The following is a 21,668-nucleotide window of genomic DNA, read 5'->3' on the forward strand; positions in this document are numbered from 1 at the left end:
GCAAAGTCATTATGAATCTCTCGAAGTAGATGAGTTCTGGAATTTTGTTGGAAATAAAAAGAATAAACAATGGCTTATTTTTGTTCAAAAGTCATATTTTACCTCGGAGAAACCGGACATTTTTATTTTGGAGTTACATCTCTGTTTCGTATAACAGCCATTATGTTAAATGAATGATAATTGACATTTTGTTCATTAATACTGATATGCAACGAATTTTATTATATGTCACCCCTCAATTACAAATATAAATGACTGCTCGTCTAATCATCTCCATTACACAATTAAATGTTAAAATGCATAGCTACTTCATCTAAGATAAAATATATGTATCCAAATCTACAGCACAGCTTCGAAAACAGCGTCATTCTCGTTGTAGAAGATGATTATGATATTGGTGACATTCTTGAAAAATACATAAAAAATGAAAACATGCAGGTCATCCGTGCATTGGATGGACAACAAGCTTTAGAGTGCCTAAAAGCCAACTCTATCGACCTGATTCTCCTTGATATTAAATTACCCAAACTAAATGGCTGGGAAATTCTACAAATCATCCGTCAAACAAGTCATTTACCTGTCATTATGCTGACTGCCTTAGATGATCAAGTGAATAAGATCATGGGGCTAAAAATGGGTGCTGATGACTTTATTATTAAGCCATTTAACCCAAACGAAGTGATTGCACGAATACAAGCCGTACTTAGACGAAGTACAAGCCAAAATATGGAAATAACTAATATTATTCGTTATAGAAATATTGAAATTAATCCAGATCATCATCAAGTTTACATTTCAAATGGTCAAAGAAATCAGTTGCTCAACCTTACGTTAACTGAGTATAAGATACTGTTTTTGATGGCAAAAACACCGAATAAAGTCTTTACACGTAATGAATTGATCCAAAACTGTATGCCTGAAAGTGATGCTTTAGATCGCACTGTAGATAGCCATATCAGCAAATTACGCAAAAAACTTGAAGAAAATGATGTAAATGGCTTATTAATCAATGTCCGTGGCGTGGGGTATCGCTTAGATCAAAATCATGAAATTTAACTTTTTTAAAAATTCTGTTGGAATTAACTTCCAGTTTATTATCATGATGAGCCTATTCAATTTAGGCATTACGCTGTTATCTTTCATGATTGGCTATTTTGTTTATAGCTGGGCGATAAAAATAGGTTTTCTAAATACACAAGTTATTAATTCAAATGAATTTTCAGTTACCTCCGTTGACTTTATCTGGCTGTTTTTAGTGCTATTAACAGGCTTTTTTCTTTCTACTATCCTCGCCTTTAAATATGGAAAACGCTATACACAGCCAATTAGTGATTTAGCAGATGTTATTCAACAAATTCAACAAGGCAATTTAGCACTCAGAATTAAACAGCCACATCATGATATTCCACATGAAATCAAGTCTCTTATTGAGAACTTCAATGAAATGGCAAACCAACTTGAAGTATCAGTTAAGAATTCAACTGTTTGGAATGCTGCAATTGCACATGAATTACGAACACCTGTGACAATATTACAAGGTCGCTTGCAAGGTATTGTCGATGGTATATTTATTGCCGATAAAGCTTTACACCTAAGCTTATTGAACCAAGTCGAAGGCTTATCTTACCTTGTGGAAGATTTACGGACACTGACACTTATTGAAAATAAACAATTACGATTAGAACTAGAAAAGACCAATTTAAAAAATAGTATTGAAAAATGTCTGCAGATGTTTAATGAACGGTTTCATGTTAAAGGTTTAACTATTGTTTTAAATTTGACGGATAAATTGGTTTGCGTTGATATAAGAAGGATGGAACAGGTCTTTATTGCATTGTTCTCTAACTTTCTAAGATATTCGAATGCTGGAAAAATAAATATTACATCTGTAACCACAGCAGAACATTGGGTATTGACGTTTGAAGATGAAGGTCCTGGTATTGATGAATCGCATCTTAAACACCTGTTCAAACCCTTCTATCGACTGGAAGACTCTAGATCATGTCTAGATGGCGGTACTGGATTAGGCTTGGCAGTGATTGATGCAATTATTGAAGCACACCAAGGTCATATTTATTATTCTAAATCCAAAAACTTAGGTGGCAGCTGTTTTACTATTCAACTAAATCGTAAGACATCAACTCATTTATAATGTGTTAAGTTCAGATTAATACGGCTTAATTTAAACCATAAATTTAAGATAAATTGATGTCTGAACTTAACCATTCTGTTTGATGATCCTCAAATAAATTTCATCACAATGAATTCTCATCTCGATATTTAGCTAGCATAAAAAATACCACAATGGAGAGTATCCCGATGATAATCCCTGCTGTTAATAATAAATTAACATGAGCTGAACTGAAGGCAATTTTACCTGCGTTAATCAATGCTGTACCTTGTTCAACGGGTAACTGGCTCGCCACTAAATAGGTATCACCAATCGAAAGTCTGGCTTTTTCTGCTAAAACAGCAGTTAAATCTGACGGCACTTGAAGATGACTGCCAAATATATAGGCCATGAAAACACCAAATAAAGTAATACCTAGTCCTGTACCCAGTTCATAACCTGTACTTTCAAGTGAACCTGCCGCACCGCCCTTTTCTGCAGGTACTGAGCCCATGATCGCAATGGATGAAGCTGTTAAACCAATACTCAGTGTTAATCCAATCGAAGCTAAAATAAAGGGAACGATGATTCCCGGATGATGAAAATCTGAATAACTCAAACTGACCAACGCAATTGCTGCCAATATTAATGACATGGTCGCAACCAGACGGAGTCCAAATTTATTGGATAAAAAACCAGCAATAGGCCCGCCAATAGCGGCCGCAACCATAATCGGAACCATAAAAAGACCGGCTTGCAGCGGTGTTAAACGAATGACATATTGCAGCTCCATTGCCAAAGTTAACTCAACCCCTGCCAAAGCGCCTGCAGCAACCATTGCCATAATAATGCCGGCTAAAATAGCAGGACGTGAAAATAGCGAAAGATCTAGCATCGGCTGAGGAGAATTCAGCTGTTTGCGTACAAATATGGTTAATAAGCCGATAGATAAAACGACCAAAGGCAAGACAATCAACAACGACTGTTTACCGCCTAAGCCTGCTTTTAGTGCATATACAAACGAAATCAAACCGACAATCAGCAATAGCGCTTGACCAAATGCCCAATGTCCAGGGGTTATAGCTTCTTTTCGGGACAATAAGAAATAGCACATTGGTGCGACAACCAGCATGATTGGGACGTTAATCAGGAAAACTGAACCCCACCAGAAATATTCTAACAATCCCCCACCAATGAGCGGTCCAATGGCGGCACCGGCTGATCCGATTGTGCCCCAAATACCCAGCGCAATGGCACGTTCGCGACTGTCTTCGAAGGTTCTGCGAATAATACCCAATACACAGGGCATAATCATGGCACCGCCTAATGCTAATAAAGCACGTGCGGCAATCAGCATAGAAGCCGTTTGGGAAAATGCCGCAAGGACTGAGGCAATTCCAAATATAACCAAGCCAATCAGCAGAATCTTACGATTGCCGACACGATCAGCCAAAGTTCCCATCGGAACTAAAAGTCCAGCCATAAGTAATGGATAAATATCAATAATCCATAAGACTTGGTTACTTGTGGCACTCAGCGATTGGGTTAATGAGGGAACCGCAACATGCAGTACAGTCATATCAATCACAATCGGCAGAAATGCAAGCACGACAGCGAGCAATATCCACCAGCGTTTCGGATCAAGATTGGTAGCTTTCATGATTAAACCTATATTGATGGTTTATTAAATCAATTCTGAAATAAAGATGTAAATGAAAGATTTGTTGTGGGCTAAACTCGTTAACCCACAGCTTTTATTCTCAGTTTTGATGCTTAATGTGCCGCTTTACGTTTCGAGAATTTCTCAACCATGCTCATGACGACAATAAAGAAAATCGGTACAAAAATAACAGCTAGAATTGTTGCGCTGATCATGCCGCCAAAGACGCCTGTACCAATCGCTTTTTGAGTTTCAGAACTAGCGCCACTGGCAATGACTAAAGGAATAACGCCACAGGTAAATGCCAAAGATGTCATTAGGATTGGACGTAAGCGCAATTTAGCGGCTGCAACGGTTGCCTCCACTAAACCCATTCCTTCTTCTCTTAGTGCTTTTGCAAACTCAACAATCAAAATAGCATTCTTTGCAGATAGACCAATAATCGTGATCATGCCGACCTTAAAGAAAATATCATTTGGCATACCACGTAACATTACTGCTAAAAAGGCGCCAATCAACCCTAGAGGGACAACTAGCATCACAGAGAATGGAATTGACCAGCTTTCATAAAGCGCTGCCAAGACAAGGAAAACGACTAACATCGACAACAGTAATAAAAACAAGGTTTGTGATTCCGACTGTTTTTCTTCTAGAGAAATCCCAGTCCACTCATAACCCACACCTTTCGGAAGTTGTTCAATCAAATTTTCCATCTCAGTCATGGCTTGTCCTGAAGATATACCTGCTGCTGGACTGCCAGAAATACTCAATGATGGACGACCGTTGTAACGATTGTATTGTTGTGGGGAATGTTGCCAAATTGGAGTAATTATTTCAGACATTGAAACCAATTTACCGCTTTGACTGTTCACCTTAATCTGAAGAATATCTTCAATACTCATGCGTGATTTGGCATCAAGTTGCACAATGACTTGCTGCATACGGTCATGATTTGGAAAATCATTGATATACATCGAACCCATTGAGGTTGAAATAATATCGGTCACATCACTGAAATTAACACCTAATGCCTGCAATTTATCTCTATCAATTTTAAGCTGTACAGAACTGCCATCTGGCAAACCTTCAGGATAGACCTCCGCCACGATTTTACTTTGTGCTGCTAATGCTAAAAGCTGATCTTGTGCTTCTCTTAAAGCAGGCATGCCAATATTGCCACGATCTAATAATCTCAGTGAAAAACCAGATGAGTTACCCAATTCATCAATTGCTGGTGGTAACACAGACATGGTTTGACCTTCTGAACTTTCAGCCATCGCTATATTGGCATTATTCACGACTTCTTGTGCCGTAATAGTACGCTCTTCGAATGGCAATAGATTGGTAAAATACATCGCTGTATTCTGACCAGATCCACTAAAACCAAAACCTAAGACCGCCATATTGTCTTTAATCCCCGTTTCTTGGTCTAAATAATTTTGAAACTCAGCAACGACTTTACGGGTACGTTCTTGAGTTGCATCCGCAGGAAGTTGAATCGAAGTCATAAACCACCCCTGATCTTCTTCTGGCATAAACGCAGTCGGAACGTGTTTAAAACTAAAAATCAGCACAATGACAATGCCTAAGAAACATAACATTGCGAGGGTTTTATGTTTAATTACTTTAAATAAACTGCGTTCATAGCGATTGTTCAGCTTCTCAAAACTGCGATCAAACGATGCAAAAACACCCTTTTTCTGATGGTCTTGATCAATCGGTTTTAACATCGTTGCACATAACGCAGGGGTTAATGTCAGTGCAAGGAAAGCTGAGAATAAAATTGAAACCGACATGGTAATGGTGAACTGACGATAGATAATCCCCACTGAGCCTGACGCCAATGCCATCGGCAAGAATACAGCGGCTAACACTAAGGTGATGCCAATAATCGGATTGGTAATTTCCTTCATGGCTTTAGATGTGGCTTCAACTGGAGATAAGCCTTCTGTCGCCATAATGCGTTCAACATTCTCAATGACCACAATCGCATCATCGACAATAATCCCGATCGCAAGCACCATACCGAACATGGTCAGCACATTAATCGAAAAACCAGCAAGCAGCATGACTGAGAATGTGCCAAGCAATGCAATCGGTGCAACAATCGCCGGAATTAAGGTGTATCGAACATTGTGTAAAAAGATAAACATGACAATAAAAACTAATGCCATAGCTTCAAGCAATGTCATGATTACTTTTTCAATCGAGATTTTTACAAAAGGTGCAGTGTCGTAAGGTATAGAGAATTTCATACCATCAGGCAGTGCTGAACCTAACTGTTCAATTTTCGCTTTAACACCTTCTGCAGTCTTGACAGCGTTGGCACCAGGACTCATTTGTATCGCCACAGCTGTAGAGGCTTTGCCATTTTCTAAAATCGCAAAGTTATACATCTGTGCCCCGATTTCGACACGAGCGACATCCGACAGTCGAACATTGGCGCCATTTTGTTGAGCACGTAAACTAATTTTCTTGAATTGCTCTACAGTTTCTAATTGACCTTGAGCAGTTAAAGGAATAGTAATTTGTTGCCCCGTCAAAGCAGGAACATCACCAATACGACCTGGTGATATCGGCAAGTTTTGGTTTTGGATGGCTGTATTCACATCTTGAATACTCAATCCATAAGAAACCAAACGATCTGGATCGACCCAAATCCGCATGGCTTTTTCAGCACCAAAATTTTGGACTTTACCAACACCGTCAACCCGCTTTAATTCTTCAATCACATAGCGAGTCATATAGTCACTGACATCAATTTCACTATATTTGCCATTCGGTGAACTTAAGCCCACCATCATTAAAAAACCAGACGACGCAGCATCGACCATCAGCCCTTGTTGTCGCACTGTTTGAGGTAAGCGTGACTCAATGGCTTTAATTTTGTTTTGCACATCAATTTGTGCAAGTTCTACATCTGTACCTGGTTTAAATGTTGCGGTGATTGTTGCTGTTCCAGAACTATCTGAACTTGAACTGTAATAAAGTAAGTTTTTGACACCTGACATTTCCCGCTCAATCAAGGTCACAACACTATCATTCAATGTTTTTGGCGTAGCACCTGGATAGATTGCCGTAATACTAATCTGTGGTGGCGCAACACTTGGGAATCGTGCAATAGGTAACTTGGGGATGCTTAGTACACCCAACAGAATAATAAATAAAGCAATCACCCATGCAAAAATAGGACGCCTAATGAAAAATTGGGACATTATTGCTGTCCTCCATTTTCCTTAATATTTGTAGGTTGCCACTGCTTAATTTTTAATTTTTGCTCAGGCTGTATACGATCAGCCCCTTCAACAATGACTTTCTCACCTGCTTGTAACCCTTGTTTGATCACATAGTTATTTTGATAACGTTGACCAAGCTGAACAGGCTTGCTTTGCGCTAAACCTTTTTGATTAACAATCGTAACATTGGCTTTACCACTAATATCATGTTGAATCGCTTGTTCTGGAACTAGGAGCGCATTTTCAACTTGAGCTCGGCTCATATTGACTCGAACATACATGCCTGGCAAAAGTTTTTGATTTTCATTATTGGCTAAAATACGGATTGTGACATCACCCGTATCAGGATCAACTTTAGTATCCGAAAATAGGATTTCACCTGTAACGTTATAAGGTTTACCCTGACTATTTAGGATTTCAACCGTATGTTTGGTATTTGACACGTCACCTTGCTGTAAAGCTTCCTGTAGTTTTTCATAATCACTAATTGATTGCTTTACATCAACATAGACTTTATTAATCTGTTGTATTACGGCCATTGCATTAGTATCACCTTGACCAACTAATGCACCCTCAGTCACTAAGATTTCACCAATCGTTCCCGAGATAGGGGCTGTAACAGTCGCATATTTAAGATTAAGTTGTTGTCTGCTTAACATGGCTTGCATTTGCGCCACATCGGCTTTTGCTTTTTGATAATCTGCTTCGGTATTGTTGTATTCCTGCTGACTAACCGCATTTACTTTTACTAATTCAGTGTAGCGTTTTAACAGCACCTGCAAACGTGTCACCTCAGCTTGTGCACGGTTTAAAGTGGCTTGATTGCTTTTTACATCTGCCTGAAATATTTCAGAATTCAATTTAAAAAGCGGTTGACCTGCTTGCACATAAGAGCCTTGCTTAAAAAGTACTTTATCAACAATTCCACCTACTTGCGGGCGAATTTCAGCAATACGGTAAGCGACAACACGGCCTGGAAGATTTTCAATTAAATTCATGGAATGCGGTAATACCGTGATGGTACTGACAACCGCTGGTGGCATTTCTGTTGGGGACTGTTCAGCATCTTTGGCTTGTGTACAGCCGATTAAAAGTACAGTTGTAATAAGTATTGAACCTATTAAATGATAATGTGTTGACATGCTTTTTCAGAGGGGGGGTTTTAGATACTACTATTTTGAAATAGCAGTGTTTATGAATTGCTGATGTTGTGTGGAGATTGTGTGGAGATTGTGTGGAGAGATTAAAAGATTTATTTTTTAATGACACGCTTAAACAGCGTGGCTTGTAAATTAGTATAAATAATTTTGTTGTTCTACAATTTTGATCGTATCTTAGTTTTTTCTCATAGTTCATGAACTTTAAAATTCTAAACCAAGACTAATATTTATATAAGCAATTGAAAATACAATACATAGTTTCTTTATACACTTATGAAGTGAACTTTAGGTGAACATAAGTTAAATAGAAATTTTTAATTAGTTCAGCACAAACGTACAATCTTTAAGGCCTATAACTCGATACCGTTCTCTCTTTGATGTTTATTGCTATCTAATTGAGTGAACTCTGTGGAAATATTTCTTTATACATTAAGCGTTATGTATAGCCCAGGCCCTGTAAATTTTATGGGGCTAAATTCTGGCCTTACAGGTCAATTAAAAAAGACTATAGGATTTTACCTAGGCATTGGTTTCGCCATGTTGATCTTATTCGTATTGTTTGGCTATATAGGTGAAGCTGTTATTCCACATGGATTGATTCATTATATTGCTTTAGCGGGTGCAATTTATACATTCTACTTGGCTATAAAAATGATTAGGGCGAATGTAGAAACAACTCAACAGCAAGAAAGCCATCTAACATTCTTAAATGGCTTATTTATTCAGTTATTAAATCCAAAAGCCATTCTCGTCATTCTACCTGTTACGACAATTATGTACCCTGCAGCCAAAATCACAGGAATCATGATCTTGATAGTTTCTTTACTGATTTCACTTGGTGCTGTTGGCGCACCATTCACCTATGCTCTGGTTGGAAAAGTATTAGGCAACAAAATTGCTAATCCTATCTGGTTTAATCGGCTAAATAAGCTGATGGGTATACTCTTGATTTTATCAGGGCTTTTTATGTTCAAAGATTTTCTTAATGGAATAAATCTGCTGTAGGACAAATTAGCCGTTCAAATCGAACGGCTATCTTTTAATATTTATCATTTTCCATTGAGTGGGAGTTAAACCAAATGTTTTTATAAAATGTCTGGTCATATGACTCTGATCAAAAAAGCCTGCATTTAAAGCAGCATTAACAATAGACTCCCCTTGAGCAAGGTAGAACTTAACTGTTTCTAAGCGACGCATGATCATATAACGGTGTGGGCTAGTTCCAAATAATAATCGGAAATCACGAGAAAGGCTCCAGCGGTCACGATCAGCATGTTTCTCTAAATCTGACAAACTTAAGTTTTCATGTGGATACGCCAAAATACACTCACGCGCTCTCTCTGCTGCCTTGTAGTCAAATTTTTTGTTTTGGTTAGATGAAGTATCTGAAATTTCACACTGTGTAGTTGCCAAATCAAATAGAGCATCTTCCTCTTCTAGGGTATCCATATAATTATTTATATTATTTAGAAAGCTATCCATTGCCCTAAACAGGCGAATATCATTACTTAAGCCATGTCTGATAAAAGGCAAAGGTTTACCCTTTAAAATGGTTTGGATCATCGCTGGTTCGATGTAAATCATTCTATAGCGATAGCCATCTAATGTTCCTGATTCACCATCATGCTTTTCATCCGGGTGTAGAACCATAGTCATGCCTGGCAAGCTATGTTGCAATGTACCTTTGTAATGAAAGTTTTGAACTCCGGAAAGAGTCCTGCCAATAGCATAAGTATCATGTCGGTGAGGTTTATAAGCATAATTGGAAAGAAATGCTTCAATTCTTTCTAATTTATGATTTTGAGTGGGGGATCTCACAATCCAATTATTTCCACTGGAGAAATCAGGCATAATTGATGGCCAATTTTTCGTAGATTCTATTGTAGATTATTTTTCACTTTTCCTAAAATTAACATAATACACGTTATACGAAGTTGAAATGAAAAATGGAGCTTAAAGCTCCCTTTTTTACTAGTTTTTTTTAAATTGCTAAGCGTAAATTCAGTGCTTTTACGACTTTAATAACAGTATCAAAGCTTGGATTTACATCGCCAGAAAGTGCTTTATAAAGACTTTCTCGACCTAAACCAGTGTCTCTTGATAATTGAGCCATTCCTTTAGCTTTAGCAATATTACCTAAAGCTTTTGCAATGAATGCCGCATCACCATTAGATTCATCGATACAGGCTTGTAGGTAAGCTTGCATATCTTCTTCTGTTTTAAGATGTTCAGCACTGTCCCATTTGCGAAGTTTGATAGCCATTTACAGCTCCTCCTCTAAATCTTGTGCTAATTGTAGGGCAAGTTTTATATCTTTACTTTGCGTAGACTTGTCTCCGCCTGCTAAAAGAATAACGACCCTTTGCCCTTGCTTACAGTAATAGATCCTGTAGCCAGGTCCAAAGAAGAAACGTAATTCAGAAACACCTTCACCTACTGGTTCAGTATCTCCAAAGTTTCCATCTTCAACCCGATCAATTCGGACTTGTATACGTCTTTTTGCCTGCAGGTCTTTTAACTTAGTAAACCAGTCATCAAAGACTTCAGTGGTATATATTGAGTACATAAGAGTAATGTATCCTATAGGATACATTCATGCAAGAAATAAACTTGAATGTATGGGGCTACAACAGAATTTCGTATAACCACCATTATGTTAAATAGATAGCAGTTGGGAGATTATTTATTCTTTCAATAGACAAAAACTTGCGGAATTTTTCTTAATTTGTAATCCTTGCGGCCAAGGGTGTCTAGCGTAGCTAAGACAGGTATTCGTTATAGTCGGGCCGCTATAATACGGATGACGAGTGCCTGTATGTTTAACCTAAATATCTTTAACAAGATCTCTAGCGAAGTATTGACCATCAAAAATGATCTTGAGCTGAATTCTGAAAATCAACTGATAACTAAGTATAAGACTTCTACTTCTGAAGATTATAAACAGGCTATTGTTTTGATTTTTAAAGAACGTGGCTATACACGTTTGGAAATAGGTCAATTACTTGGGGAGCCAAAAGCTTCATAAAATACCGATTAAACAAAGCTTGGATATAACATCCAGGCTTTATAAAAAAGTACCTAGCTGTTACCCTTGTCCTGATTTTTTTACTCTAAAACGTTCTTTCATCTTATGACACTTACGCCACCTTAAGTTTATTTATCGTCTTAAATCTGTAAATAACTCATCACTGTCTAGTGATGTGGTGTAGTCGTTTGTGTGTTGTATATATCACATCACTAGCCTATCTGAAAAATTAAAAAACAGGCTATGTTTATGTTATCTAATGTCCGAGAACAGTGGTTCTCTAACATCCGTGGGGATGTACTTGCCGGATTAGTCGTCGGTCTTGCACTCATCCCTGAAGCCATCGCATTTTCAATTATTGCAGGTGTAGATCCTAAAGTTGGTCTATACGCATCCTTCTGTATTGCCGTCGTGATTTCTTTCGTAGGTGGTCGTCCTGCCATGATTTCAGCAGCCACTGGTGCAATGGCGCTGCTTATGGTCACATTGGTCAAAGAGCATGGGCTTGAATATCTGCTGGCAGCAACAATTTTGACAGGCGTGATTCAAATATTGGCAGGCTATTTAAAGCTCGCCAAGTTAATGCGGTTTGTATCTAAATCTGTGGTTATTGGATTCGTAAATGCGTTAGCGATCTTAATTTTCATGGCTCAATTGCCTGAACTGATTAATGTGACCTGGCATGTATATGCTTTTGTTGCTTTAGGTTTAGCAATTATTTATCTATTCCCTCTGGTTCCCAAATTAGGAAAATTACTCCCTTCTCCACTAGTCTGCATCATTGCAATCACATTATTGGCAATCGCTTTAGGAATTGATGTACGGACCGTGGGCGATATGGGGTCTTTACCTGACACACTTCCAATGTTCTTGATTCCAGATATTCCTTTGAATATTGAAACATTGATGATTATTTTGCCTTATTCAGTCGCACTGGCGGCTGTAGGTTTACTTGAATCGATGATGACAGCAACTATCGTGGATGAAATGACTGATACGCCAAGTGATAAATATCAGGAATGTAAGGGACAAGGGATTGCGAATATTGCTTCTGGCTTTATGGGTGGCATGGCCGGTTGTGCAATGATTGGTCAATCTATGATTAACGTAAAATCAGGTGGCCTTACACGCTTATCAACATTCTCTGCGGGCATTTTTCTTCTTATTCTGGTTGTATTTATCAGCGACTGGCTCAAAGTGATTCCAATGGCTGCATTGGTAGCGGTAATGATAATGGTCTCTATCAGTACCTTTGAATGGAGTTCTGTCACTCAGTTAAAAGATAATCCTAAGAGTAGTAATATCGTCATGATTGCGACGGTGATTGTAGTTGTTGCTACGCATAACCTGGCTTTGGGTGTGTTAACAGGCGTATTACTTTCAGCCTTGTTCCTGGCGAATAAACTTGAAAATGATATCCAGGTGACAGCATCTTTTGAAGGAATGGCCCGTTTATATGAGTTGAGAGGTCAGATCTTCTTTAGTTCTTCTGAAAAATTCATGCAAGGTTTTGACTTTAAAGAGGATGTAAAGGAGGTGATTATTGATTTGACCCATTCTCACATTTGGGATGTAACATCAGTCGCCATGCTTGATTCTGTTGTAAATAAATTTCAAAAGAATGGTGCGAATGTCACAGTACGTGGTCTAAATGAAGCCAGTTCGATCATGATTGATAAGTATGGGACACATGCCAGAATTTAAGTTTTAAAAATTCTATATTTATATAGAATTTCTAAAATTAACATAATACACCTTATACGAATCTAAAAATGGGAGCCTTTAGCTCCCATTTTTACTATATTTTTAAAGTTTTAAGCGTGTTGTACTGTGAGTTTTAAGCCTAAAGCATTTACTACACGATTAATCGTATCAAAACGTGGTGCTGAATCCTGACGTAGGGCTTTGTAGAGTGCTTCACGCCCAATCCCTGCTTCTTTAGCGATTTGAGTCATGCCACGAGCTTTAGCAATAACACCAAGTGCATGGGCTAATTCAGCTGGATCATTTTCTTCAAGAACCATATTGAGATACATCACAATGTCTTCTTCAGTTTTGAGCGACTCAGCCATATCAAAACTTGGTAAATCAGCGACTTTAACCATTTTAATCCTCCAATGTTTTCGATAGTTTGACTGCCCGATCGATGTCTTGTTGTTGAGTTGATTTATCTCCACCACCAAGCATTACAATCACAACGTCACCATGTTGGATGTAATACATCCTCCATCCAGAACCGAAGAATTCTCTCATTTCCCAAACGCCATCTTGGAGAGGTTTAATGTCTCCCCAGTTTCCACGTTGAACCTTATCTAATCGACGATTCAGGCGGATACGGGTCATATTGTCTTTAATGCCATCCAACCATTCATCAAATTCTGGAAGACGTTTAATTTCAATCATGAGGATTCCTTATCTTCTCACTATATTGTATTCGATCGAATACAATATGCAAGTAATTTATACGAACATCCATTAATTTCGTATAACACCATTATGTTAAATACATAATTTTTTTGGTTAAAATTTAAACTTTTTTACTGTTTTTCAGGCAAGATGCATATTTTTTTGAAGCCATACTTTCCTTGTCAGATGTTCAAACATTTTAAGGAGAAAGCAATGACACAAACAGCGAATGATCAACGTGCTACAGTAAAAAATCCTAATAATATTCAACATGCGCAGAATCAGGACAACCGTAGCCGACAATTGAATCCTAATCATAAACCTACGAAATCTAAATAAGGATGAAAACTATGAGCACAGCAGGTTGGCCTAGTACTACTGGAAATCCATCAGGTGGTGGCCGAGACAATAATCCACCTCGTAAATAAAAATTTATTTATCTTGTAATATCAATTCAGAAGGCCAAAGATATTGGCCTTCTGAAGGATATTTCTTCAGGAAGGCTTCCCATATCACGATAAAATCTTCTGATGTAGCTAACGTAGAAACGCTGGCTGTTTTTTGAAAATGTTTATAATAAAAGTCTTGCCAAAAATATATTAACCATAGGCCAGCTATGGCATTAATACTTTCAAACCACTTATCTTCTGGAAGTTCATTTTTCAGGAATAAATAATTCTCTTCTGAGACTTGTTCATAAATTTCATCATTTTTAAACTCACCATAAGGTAGACCTAGGAACTCATAGACTTCATTCAAGTAGCATAGTCTTCTGTTTTCTCTAACTTTTTTAATTAGTTGTATAAATTCTTTAATTTGTTCATCTTCGAGAGAAGGATCTAACCATTGCTCAAAACCATTAGTTGGAGGAATAGTCTTCAGAATCTCGACTTTATGTCCTTTTGTTGCTTCAAACTTTGCATTTATCTTTAAGATAAATAAAAGAAAATCTGTAAAAGTTTTTGATGGGAAGTATGGTCGTTTATTTTTAAACTTAAACTTTAATGCTTGGTTTAGTGAGATTGATTGGAATCCCCACTTCTTAGAAATTAAATGATCTAAGTGAATTAAAATTAGCAGTATATTGACGCCAGAATTTCTAAGCATCTCATGACTAATAATATTCTTTAAATCACCGTTAAAGCTAAAGTTATTTACCAGAAAATCATGTAGTTTGCAGACATCTTCATATAAAAAATTATTTTTTTCTAATTCTGAAAATAGCTTTATATGCTCATTCCAATAAAAAAAATCGTTATTCTTAATTGGATATAGTTCTAAGATTTTTAAGCAGTATGCAAAATTATAGTTTTCTTCATCTACAGCTAAAGAAGTTGCTGAATTAAGTACGAAAAACCCCATTTCTGAAGCAAATTCGGATTTAATTTTAACTTTAGCTATTTCATCATTTTTAAATGGAACATTAGTATATTTTTTCTCAATTTTACCTAGTTTCTTAGCCAGGTTTTTATCCATATTTTTCAATATTAAACAGTAGAATTCTAAAGGATTCATGGATGCCCTAATTTTTTAAAAAATCTAAAATTAACATAATACACCTTATACGAAATGCGTTTGTAACTCCAAAATAGAAATGTCCGGTTTCTCCAAAGTAAAAATGTCCGCTTTTAGAATATGCGCTTTTGCGATTATCGAAGCGGACGGTTTGATATGTTGGTGTCTATGTCGGATAAAGAACTTAAACGATTGTCGGTCGTGCAGGAAATCTGCGATCAACGCATAACTCAATCCCAGGCTGCTCAGCTACTTCATATTTCAGAACGTCAGATCAGGCGTTTACTGCAAAAATACAAAGCTCAAGGCCCAGCTGCATTAGCCCATGCCGGTCGTGGTCAAACCAGCAATTCCAGGCTTCCTGAAGAACTCAGGCTCAAGTGCCTCAATATGGTTGCTGAGCAATTCCATGGTTTCGGACCCACTTTAGCGCATGAAAAGCTGACTACCATTCATGGATTCGATATTTCAGTGGAAACCCTGCGTTCCTGGATGATTGCAGCCGATTTATGGATTCCTCGCTCCAAACGCCTGAAACGCCCATATCAGCCTCGTTATAACCGGGACTGTTATGGTGAACTGATCCAAATTGATGGCTCACATCATGACTGGTTTGAAGGAAGAGCCCCTAAATGCTGTCTATTGGTGTTTATCGATGACGCCACAGGAAAATTGCAGCACTTACGCTTCTGTGAGTCAGAATCAGCCTTTGACTATATGATTTCAACACGTTTGTATGTTGAGCAGCATGGTAAGCCTTTAGCCTTCTACAGCGATAAACATTCAGTCTTCAGGGTGAATCAAAGCAGCAAGAAAGACACCAAGATTACGCAATTTGGGCGCGTACTCAGCACCCTGAATATCGATATTATCTTCGCTAATTCACCACAGGCCAAAGGCCGTGTAGAACGAGCCAATAGAACGCTTCAGGACCGTCTGATCAAAGAAATGCGCCTGGAAGGCATCTGTTCGATTGAACAAGCGAATGCCTGGCTACCCTGCTTCATTGAGCAATTCAATCAGAAGTTTGCCAAGATGGCCTTTAATCCCAAGGATCTACACCGGACTGTCACTGAAACAGCCGAAGAATTAGATGATATTTTTACCTGGCGTGAACCCCGCAGAGTCACGAATAGCCTGACGATTACTTATGATAAATGCGTATATCTCCTGGAAAACACGGAAGAAAACCAAAGATTGATTAGTAAGTATCTTGAGTTCCTGGAATACCCGGATGGTACAGTCGCGATTGAATATCAGGGAAGAAAAATCAATTACAGCATCTTCGATAAATTAAGTCAGCTTAACCAGCGAGAGATTGTTGAGAATAAACGTTTAGGTGCAGTTCTCAATCATATTCAACAACAGCATGAAGAATTGGAACAGCAAAACAAACGTAATCGTTCTCAATCTATGCCAAGCAGACGTGCACAGAAGACAGTAATCAAAGAACGAAATCTGAATCCTGTGCTTGACTTGGAAATGTCTGTATAGGACATTTCTATTTGGTTTTAAGGTAGGACATTACTACTTAGGAATAACAGCGTTATAATTCTCTATAGAAATCAATGCTGTAGTTTCTAGTTGATAGCCCATCTTCCCCAAGGTGGGCTTTTTTTATGATTTTTCACGTTCCACGCTTATTATTTAATCAAAAGACCTCTTGCGAAAGTATAGTTTATCTAATTTTTGAATTGGCTAAAACCTCATAAAATATAGCTTTTGGCTGCTTAAAATTTGACTAACGCAAGAATTCTAAAGTTTCTCAACTTTGATTAGCTCAAATAAATACCATTTCTCTTTTTCTAGGTCTCTTTAAATCACGAATTATGTAACTATAGAGTATAGCCTAACGGAACAAAATAAAGTCTTAAAAAGCAACTCAAAAACCGTATTTATAGACTTAATATTTAATTTCGGTACAATATGTATTTAATTATCTAAACTCTAACGGTACAGAATGCCTAATCAGGTCGGATATATTCGAGTCAGTTCAACTGAACAAAATACTGAACGTCAATTAGATGGAATCAGCCTGGATAAGACCTTTACTGAAAAGGCAAGCGGTGGTAGCCGTGAACGTCCTCAGTTAAATGCAATGCTCGACTATCTGCGTGAAGGTGATACGGTGCATGTTCATAGTATTGATCGTCTGGCACGTAATACAAATGATCTGAACGAAATTGTGAATAGTCTGAATGATCGTGGTATAACCATTATTTTTCATAAAGAGAATTTGACCTTCAGTCATGATGTAGCACAATCGGCAATAAATAAACTCATGTTTCAGATGCTTGCTGCATTTGCAGAGTTTGAACGCTCCATGATCCGTGAGCGTCAAAAGGAAGGAATTGCAAAAGCCAAAGCGAAGGGCTTATATAAGGGAAGAAAGCGGAAGGTTGACTATGTTGAAATACGAAAAGCAATGGCTGAAGAAAATTCAACATTTAGAGGTGTTGCAGAAAAGTTTAAAGTAGGGATAGCAACAGTACAAAGAGCTTTAAAAGAAGAAACTAATAATCAATAAGGTTGATTAATGAAGACGCTTAGATATTCAAATTTAGAAAAGATCATGACCATTTATACTGAAATTTCTACTTATATTACATTTCATAATGCGACTGGTTTAACAGATATAAATAAATCAATGGAAGATTTTTGAACCGTACCGGGTTTGTCGGAGACCAAGCTTTCTGAGAGAATGTCCCGATGAAAAAAGTAAAATATACCCCTGAAATCAGAGAAAGAGCGGTTCAATTATTGATTGAATCCGAGAAAGATTATCCATCGAATTGGGCTGCGATCACCGCTATTGCTCCCTGAGCAGTATACTGCGCAAGGGTTGTACTCCTGAAACACTACGTGTTTGGTATCAAAAATATTTAGATAAACAAAATCCAGTTAAAGTACAGCAGCTTTCAGACCAAGAACGTATCAAACAACTCGAACGCGAAAATAAAGAACTGCAACGCGCCAATGAAATTCTACGTAAAGCAGCCGCTTTTTTCGCCCAGGCGGAGCTCGACCGCCCACACAAATAATGGTGGATTTTATCCATAATAATAAAGAGCTGTACGGAGTCGAGGCGATTTGTAGAATTTTACCGATCGCACCTTCAACCTATTACCGGACTCTAGATCTCTGTGAAAATCCAGAACATCGAGCAAAGCGAGATTTACATGACTTGCATCATGCTGAGGAGATTAAACGAATTTGGAAGGAAAGTTCAGGTCGGTATGGTGTACGTAAAGTCTGGCAAAAACTGAAACGTGAAGGCTATATTATTGCGCGCTGTACTGTTGCTCGATTAATGCAAAAGCTAGGTATAAAAGGTGTTTGGCGTGGTAAGAACAAACAAACCACCCGTAGCCGAGATGATCAAAAACGAGCGGATGACTTGGTAAAACGTAATTTTACTGCTGATCATCCTGACCAACTGTGGGTGAGTGACTTTACGTATATTCAAACAAATTCAGGCTGGGTTTATACTGCATTTATTATTGATGTGTTCTCACGAGCAATTGTTGGATGGAAAGTATCGACACGGATGAATACAGATATGGTGCTCGATGCATTGGAGCAAGCATTTAGGGCGGCAGAGGGGGCTGGAACGCTGAGTGCGCCCATGCCGCATTGCAAAGCAAAAGATAATCGGATAAAATGTAGCAATTCATATTCGTAAGCGTGGAGTAATCAGATGGGAAATTCCAAGTCAGCAGACAAGTAAGCCGCAACAACCAGTATTGTTGTTGCGGCGCTCTGTAAGGCTAGTCTCATCTGATTGCTGACGAGCAGACGTCGCCCGGTATTCCTTAATCGAGGGTTGATTCGTCATGACCACCACACGCCCCGCGTGGGCCTATACGCTGCCGGCAGCACTGCTGCTGATGGCTCCTTTCGACATCCTCGCTTCACTGGCGATGGATATTTATCTCCCTGTCGTTCCAGCGATGCCCGGCATCCTGAACACGACGCCCGCTATGATCCAACTCACGTTGAGCCTCTATATGGTGATGCTCGGCGTGGGCCAGGTGATTTTTGGTCCGCTCTCAGACAGAATCGGGCGACGGCCAATTCTACTTGCGGGCGCAACGGCTTTCGTCATTGCGTCTCTGGGAGCAGCTTGGTCTTCAACTGCACCGGCCTTTGTCGCTTTCCGTCTACTTCAAGCAGTGGGCGCGTCGGCCATGCTGGTGGCGACGTTCGCGACGGTTCGCGACGTTTATGCCAACCGTCCTGAGGGTGTCGTCATCTACGGCCTTTTCAGTTCGATGCTGGCGTTCGTGCCTGCGCTCGGCCCTATCGCCGGAGTATTGATCGGCGAGTTCTTGGGATGGCAGGCGATATTCATTACTTTGGCTATACTGGCGATGCTCGCACTCCTAAATGCGGGTTTCAGGTGGCACGAAACCCGCCCTCTGGATCAAGTCAAGACGCGCCGATCTGTCTTGCCGATCTTCGCGAGTCCGGCTTTTTGGGTTTACACTGTCGGCTTTAGCGCCGGTATGGGCACCTACTTCGTCTTCTTCTCGACGGCTCCCCGTGTGCTCATAGGCCAAGCGGAATATTCCGAGATCGGATTCAGCTTTGCCTTCGCCACTGTCGCGCTTGTAATGATCGTGACAACCCGTTTCGCGAAGTCCTTTGTCGCCAGATGGGGCATCGCAGGATGCGTGGCGCGTGGGATGGCGTTGCTTGTTTGCGGAGCGGTCCTGTTGGGGATCGGCGAACTTTACGGCTCGCCGTCATTCCTCACCTTCATCCTACCGATGTGGGTTGTCGCGGTCGGTATTGTCTTCACGGTGTCCGTTACCGCGAACGGCGCTTTGGCAGAGTTCGACGACATCGCGGGATCAGCGGTCGCGTTCTACTTCTGCGTTCAAAGCCTGATAGTCAGCATTGTCGGGACATTGGCGGTGGCACTTTTAAACGGTGACACAGCGTGGCCCGTGATCTGTTACGCCACGGCGATGGCGGTACTGGTTTCGTTGGGGCTGGTGCTCCTTCGGCTCCGTGGGGCTGCCACCGAGAAGTCGCCAGTCGTCTAACCGACGACTGGTAGCAGGCCCGCTCCGATGCGGCGCACTAACCATCGAAACCTCGTGAATGTCGGTATCCTGTCTGGCAGGATACCGCTCATTTCCCTTGTTCAGTTCATCGCCGTCGCCGAGCATCTGAATTTTCGGCATGCGGCCAAGGCACTTGGTATCAGCCAGTCGAGCGTCAGCGCGCGTGTGAAAGCGCTGGAGGATAACCTTGGTGTCCTGCTATTTGAGCGCCATGCGCGGGGCGTTCGGCTAACAGACGCAGGCAGGCACTTCATGGAGCGTGTCACGGCGGGTGTCGATCAACTCGATCACGCAGTGAAGACCGCAGGCATGACAGCTCAAGGAGAATACGGCCGGCTTCGCATCGGCATCCATGCCTTAATCCCACGCAGCTTTCTCACGGAGCTGATCCGTCATTATCGGGAAGAACATACGGGCATTGAGGTTGAGATCACCGAAGGCACAGCCCGCGATGCGGTGATGCAGCTTCGTGCTGACCAGCTCGACGTGGTGTTCGTCGCGGGCAAGCCCGAGATGCCCGACTGCCATACCCGACCGATCTGGACCGAACCGCTGGTGGCCGTGCTATCGGATGGGCATCGCCTCGCCGGGCAGTCCGCAATCACTTGGTCCGATCTGGTCGGCGAGACTTTCATTGTTCGCTATGGTGGCACCGGCCCGCAGGTCCATGACCATATCGTGCTGCGCCTTGCCGGGCGTTGGCCCGCACCGTCGATCCGGCGCTTTGATGTGGGGCGCGACACGCTGCTATCTATGGTCGGACAAGGCTTCGGCATCACTATCGTCGGCGAGGCAACGTCATTGTTGCCGACGACCGGCATCGTCTTCCTGCCCTTCCTCGATGAACCGGAGCCGGTTGCCTTTACAGCCGTCTGGTCGCCGTTCAATCGCAACTCCGCACTGAAAAATCTACTCAACCTCGCAGGCAAAATGAAGCGTGACGGCGATTCGCCCAATCGTTTCCTGGATGGCACTCGACCGGCACGATAACGGCACAGGCGATCCATCCTATTTGCCGCCGATAGTATCCGGCAGCCCTCCGGCATCCTCTTTCCTGTTGCCCGTCCCGATTTTGCCTACTCTCTGATCGGCTCCGTCTCTTTTGCCGACTGGAGCCTGCATTGCGCGGAGGCCGAATCCTTTGGGGTCAGATCGCCGTAGTCATCACCATCGTTCTGGTGATGACACTGAGAAATTTGACGATAATCAAAATACTGACCTGCAAAGAAGCGCTGCATACGTCGATAAAATGATTGTGGTAAACACTTGATGGGCAAGGCTTTAGATGCAGAAGAAAGATTACATGTTTGCTTTAAAATAATCACAAGCATGATGAGCGCAAAGCACTTTAAATGTGACTTGTTCCATTTTAGAGATTTGTTTAAGATAAGATATAACTCATTGAGATGTGTCATAGTATTCGTCGTTAGAAAACAATTATTGTGACATTATTTCAATGAGTTATCTATTTTTGTCGTGTACAGAGA

Annotated in this window: 19 protein-coding genes, 4 pseudogenes and 1 other annotated feature; of the genes and pseudogenes, 13 read left to right on the top strand and 10 right to left on the bottom strand. The window is 40.3% G+C overall.

The genetic code is table 11. From position 1 onward, the window contains the following. The 3 genes and pseudogenes from FTV28_RS12640 to adeS all read left to right on the top strand — a co-directional run. Positions 1 to 82: pseudogene (locus tag FTV28_RS12640) on the top strand (IS1 family transposase); the annotation flags it as partial. 245 nt (positions 83 to 327) lie between these two features. Continuing rightward, a complete protein-coding gene (gene adeR / locus FTV28_RS12645) occupies positions 328 to 1,056 on the top strand; it encodes an efflux system response regulator transcription factor AdeR (protein WP_032073130.1) in 729 nt (242 codons plus the stop codon). Next, positions 1,046 to 2,152 (top strand): two-component sensor histidine kinase AdeS, encoded by a 1,107-nt coding sequence (gene adeS / locus FTV28_RS12650; protein ID WP_032073131.1) that lies wholly within the window; start codon positions 1,046 to 1,048, stop codon positions 2,150 to 2,152. Before adeR ends, adeS begins: the two co-directional genes overlap by 11 nt. Positions 2,153 to 2,255: 103 nt before the next feature. On the opposite strand, the gene FTV28_RS12655 is transcribed toward adeS, so the two are convergent. The 3 genes from FTV28_RS12655 to FTV28_RS12665 form a co-directional block, all read right to left on the bottom strand. Next, positions 2,256 to 3,770: an MFS transporter gene (locus FTV28_RS12655; RefSeq protein WP_032073148.1), complete on the bottom strand. Its 1,515-nt coding sequence runs from the start codon at positions 3,768 to 3,770 to the stop codon at positions 2,256 to 2,258. A 113-nt stretch (positions 3,771 to 3,883) separates the two neighbouring features. Then, entirely contained in the window at positions 3,884 to 6,988 is a 3,105-nt protein-coding gene (locus FTV28_RS12660; protein ID WP_270915313.1) for a multidrug efflux RND transporter permease subunit, read from the bottom strand. Then, on the bottom strand, positions 6,985 to 8,148 hold the full coding sequence (locus FTV28_RS12665; RefSeq protein WP_032073150.1) for an efflux RND transporter periplasmic adaptor subunit: 1,164 nt from the start codon (positions 8,146 to 8,148) through the stop codon (positions 6,985 to 6,987). The genes FTV28_RS12660 and FTV28_RS12665 overlap by 4 nt, the downstream gene beginning before the upstream one ends. A gap of 426 nt (positions 8,149 to 8,574) precedes the next feature. Here FTV28_RS12665 and FTV28_RS12670 point away from each other — a divergent pair, with 426 nt between their 5' ends. Beyond that, positions 8,575 to 9,171 carry a LysE family translocator gene (locus FTV28_RS12670; RefSeq protein WP_074163998.1) on the top strand — a complete coding sequence of 199 codons (597 nt, stop codon included), beginning with the start codon at positions 8,575 to 8,577 and terminating at the stop codon, positions 9,169 to 9,171. 27 nt (positions 9,172 to 9,198) lie between these two features. On the opposite strand, the gene FTV28_RS12675 is transcribed toward FTV28_RS12670, so the two are convergent. From FTV28_RS12675 to FTV28_RS12685, 3 genes are all read right to left on the bottom strand, one after another. Next, entirely contained in the window at positions 9,199 to 10,017 is an 819-nt protein-coding gene (locus FTV28_RS12675; RefSeq protein ID WP_179989168.1) for an AraC family transcriptional regulator, read from the bottom strand. 130 nt (positions 10,018 to 10,147) lie between these two features. Then, entirely contained in the window at positions 10,148 to 10,429 is a 282-nt protein-coding gene (locus tag FTV28_RS12680) for an addiction module antidote protein (protein WP_000985610.1), read from the bottom strand. Continuing rightward, entirely contained in the window at positions 10,430 to 10,732 is a 303-nt protein-coding gene (locus FTV28_RS12685) for a type II toxin-antitoxin system RelE/ParE family toxin (protein WP_154320144.1), read from the bottom strand. Between the two features lie 249 nt (positions 10,733 to 10,981). On the opposite strand from FTV28_RS12685, the gene FTV28_RS12690 reads away from it, so the two are divergent. Further along, positions 10,982 to 11,191 (top strand): hypothetical protein, encoded by a 210-nt coding sequence (locus FTV28_RS12690; RefSeq protein WP_004976362.1) that lies wholly within the window; start codon positions 10,982 to 10,984, stop codon positions 11,189 to 11,191. Positions 11,192 to 11,440: 249 nt separating this feature from the next. Continuing rightward, a complete protein-coding gene (locus FTV28_RS12695) occupies positions 11,441 to 12,895 on the top strand; it encodes a SulP family inorganic anion transporter (RefSeq protein WP_026438532.1) in 1,455 nt (484 codons plus the stop codon). A 110-nt stretch (positions 12,896 to 13,005) separates the two neighbouring features. On the opposite strand, the gene FTV28_RS12700 is transcribed toward FTV28_RS12695, so the two are convergent. Further along, the gene (locus FTV28_RS12700; RefSeq protein WP_004969304.1) at positions 13,006 to 13,296 is read right to left on the bottom strand and encodes an addiction module antidote protein; all 291 of its coding nucleotides are present in this window, start codon (positions 13,294 to 13,296) and stop codon (positions 13,006 to 13,008) included. 1 nt (position 13,297) lies between these two features. Continuing rightward, entirely contained in the window at positions 13,298 to 13,594 is a 297-nt protein-coding gene (locus tag FTV28_RS12705) for a type II toxin-antitoxin system RelE/ParE family toxin (protein WP_004647749.1), read from the bottom strand. 216 nt (positions 13,595 to 13,810) lie between these two features. Here FTV28_RS12705 and FTV28_RS13640 point away from each other — a divergent pair, with 216 nt between their 5' ends. Further along, positions 13,811 to 13,936 (top strand): hypothetical protein, encoded by a 126-nt coding sequence (locus FTV28_RS13640; protein ID WP_004969301.1) that lies wholly within the window; start codon positions 13,811 to 13,813, stop codon positions 13,934 to 13,936. 93 nt (positions 13,937 to 14,029) lie between these two features. Here the strand turns inward: FTV28_RS13640 and FTV28_RS12710 are convergent, their stop codons facing one another. Further along, entirely contained in the window at positions 14,030 to 15,112 is a 1,083-nt protein-coding gene (locus tag FTV28_RS12710) for a hypothetical protein (protein WP_004969299.1), read from the bottom strand. Between the two features lie 168 nt (positions 15,113 to 15,280). On the opposite strand from FTV28_RS12710, the gene FTV28_RS12715 reads away from it, so the two are divergent. The 6 genes and pseudogenes from FTV28_RS12715 to FTV28_RS12735 all read left to right on the top strand — a co-directional run bounded on the left by FTV28_RS12715 (position 15,281) and on the right by FTV28_RS12735 (position 21,171). Continuing rightward, positions 15,281 to 16,606 carry an ISNCY family transposase gene (locus FTV28_RS12715; RefSeq protein WP_179989167.1) on the top strand — a complete coding sequence of 442 codons (1,326 nt, stop codon included), beginning with the start codon at positions 15,281 to 15,283 and terminating at the stop codon, positions 16,604 to 16,606. Between the two features lie 466 nt (positions 16,607 to 17,072). After that, a complete protein-coding gene (locus FTV28_RS12720) occupies positions 17,073 to 17,639 on the top strand; it encodes a recombinase family protein (protein ID WP_006581699.1) in 567 nt (188 codons plus the stop codon). A 182-nt stretch (positions 17,640 to 17,821) separates the two neighbouring features. Beyond that, positions 17,822 to 18,794 (top strand): annotated as a pseudogene (locus tag FTV28_RS12725) (IS3 family transposase). Next, positions 18,111 to 18,227 (top strand) — a sequence feature (AL1L pseudoknot). (Overlaps the previous pseudogene by 117 nt.) A gap of 151 nt (positions 18,795 to 18,945) precedes the next feature. Continuing rightward, positions 18,946 to 20,160 carry a chloramphenicol/florfenicol efflux MFS transporter FloR gene (gene floR / locus FTV28_RS12730; RefSeq protein WP_000214122.1) on the top strand — a complete coding sequence of 405 codons (1,215 nt, stop codon included), beginning with the start codon at positions 18,946 to 18,948 and terminating at the stop codon, positions 20,158 to 20,160. Between the two features lie 27 nt (positions 20,161 to 20,187). Further along, a pseudogene (locus FTV28_RS13680) lies at positions 20,188 to 20,487 on the top strand (LysR family transcriptional regulator); the annotation flags it as partial. Between the two features lie 3 nt (positions 20,488 to 20,490). Next, positions 20,491 to 21,171, top strand: a complete 681-nt coding sequence (locus FTV28_RS12735; protein WP_109354582.1) for a LysR family substrate-binding domain-containing protein — start codon at positions 20,491 to 20,493, stop codon at positions 21,169 to 21,171. A gap of 197 nt (positions 21,172 to 21,368) precedes the next feature. Here FTV28_RS12735 and FTV28_RS12740 read toward each other — a convergent pair. After that, positions 21,369 to 21,596: pseudogene (locus FTV28_RS12740) on the bottom strand (IS4 family transposase); the annotation flags it as partial. Positions 21,597 to 21,668: the final 72 nt, after the last annotated feature.

This window comes from Acinetobacter sp. YH12252 (genome assembly GCF_013417365.1).
Lineage (GTDB): Bacteria > Pseudomonadota > Gammaproteobacteria > Pseudomonadales > Moraxellaceae > Acinetobacter > Acinetobacter towneri.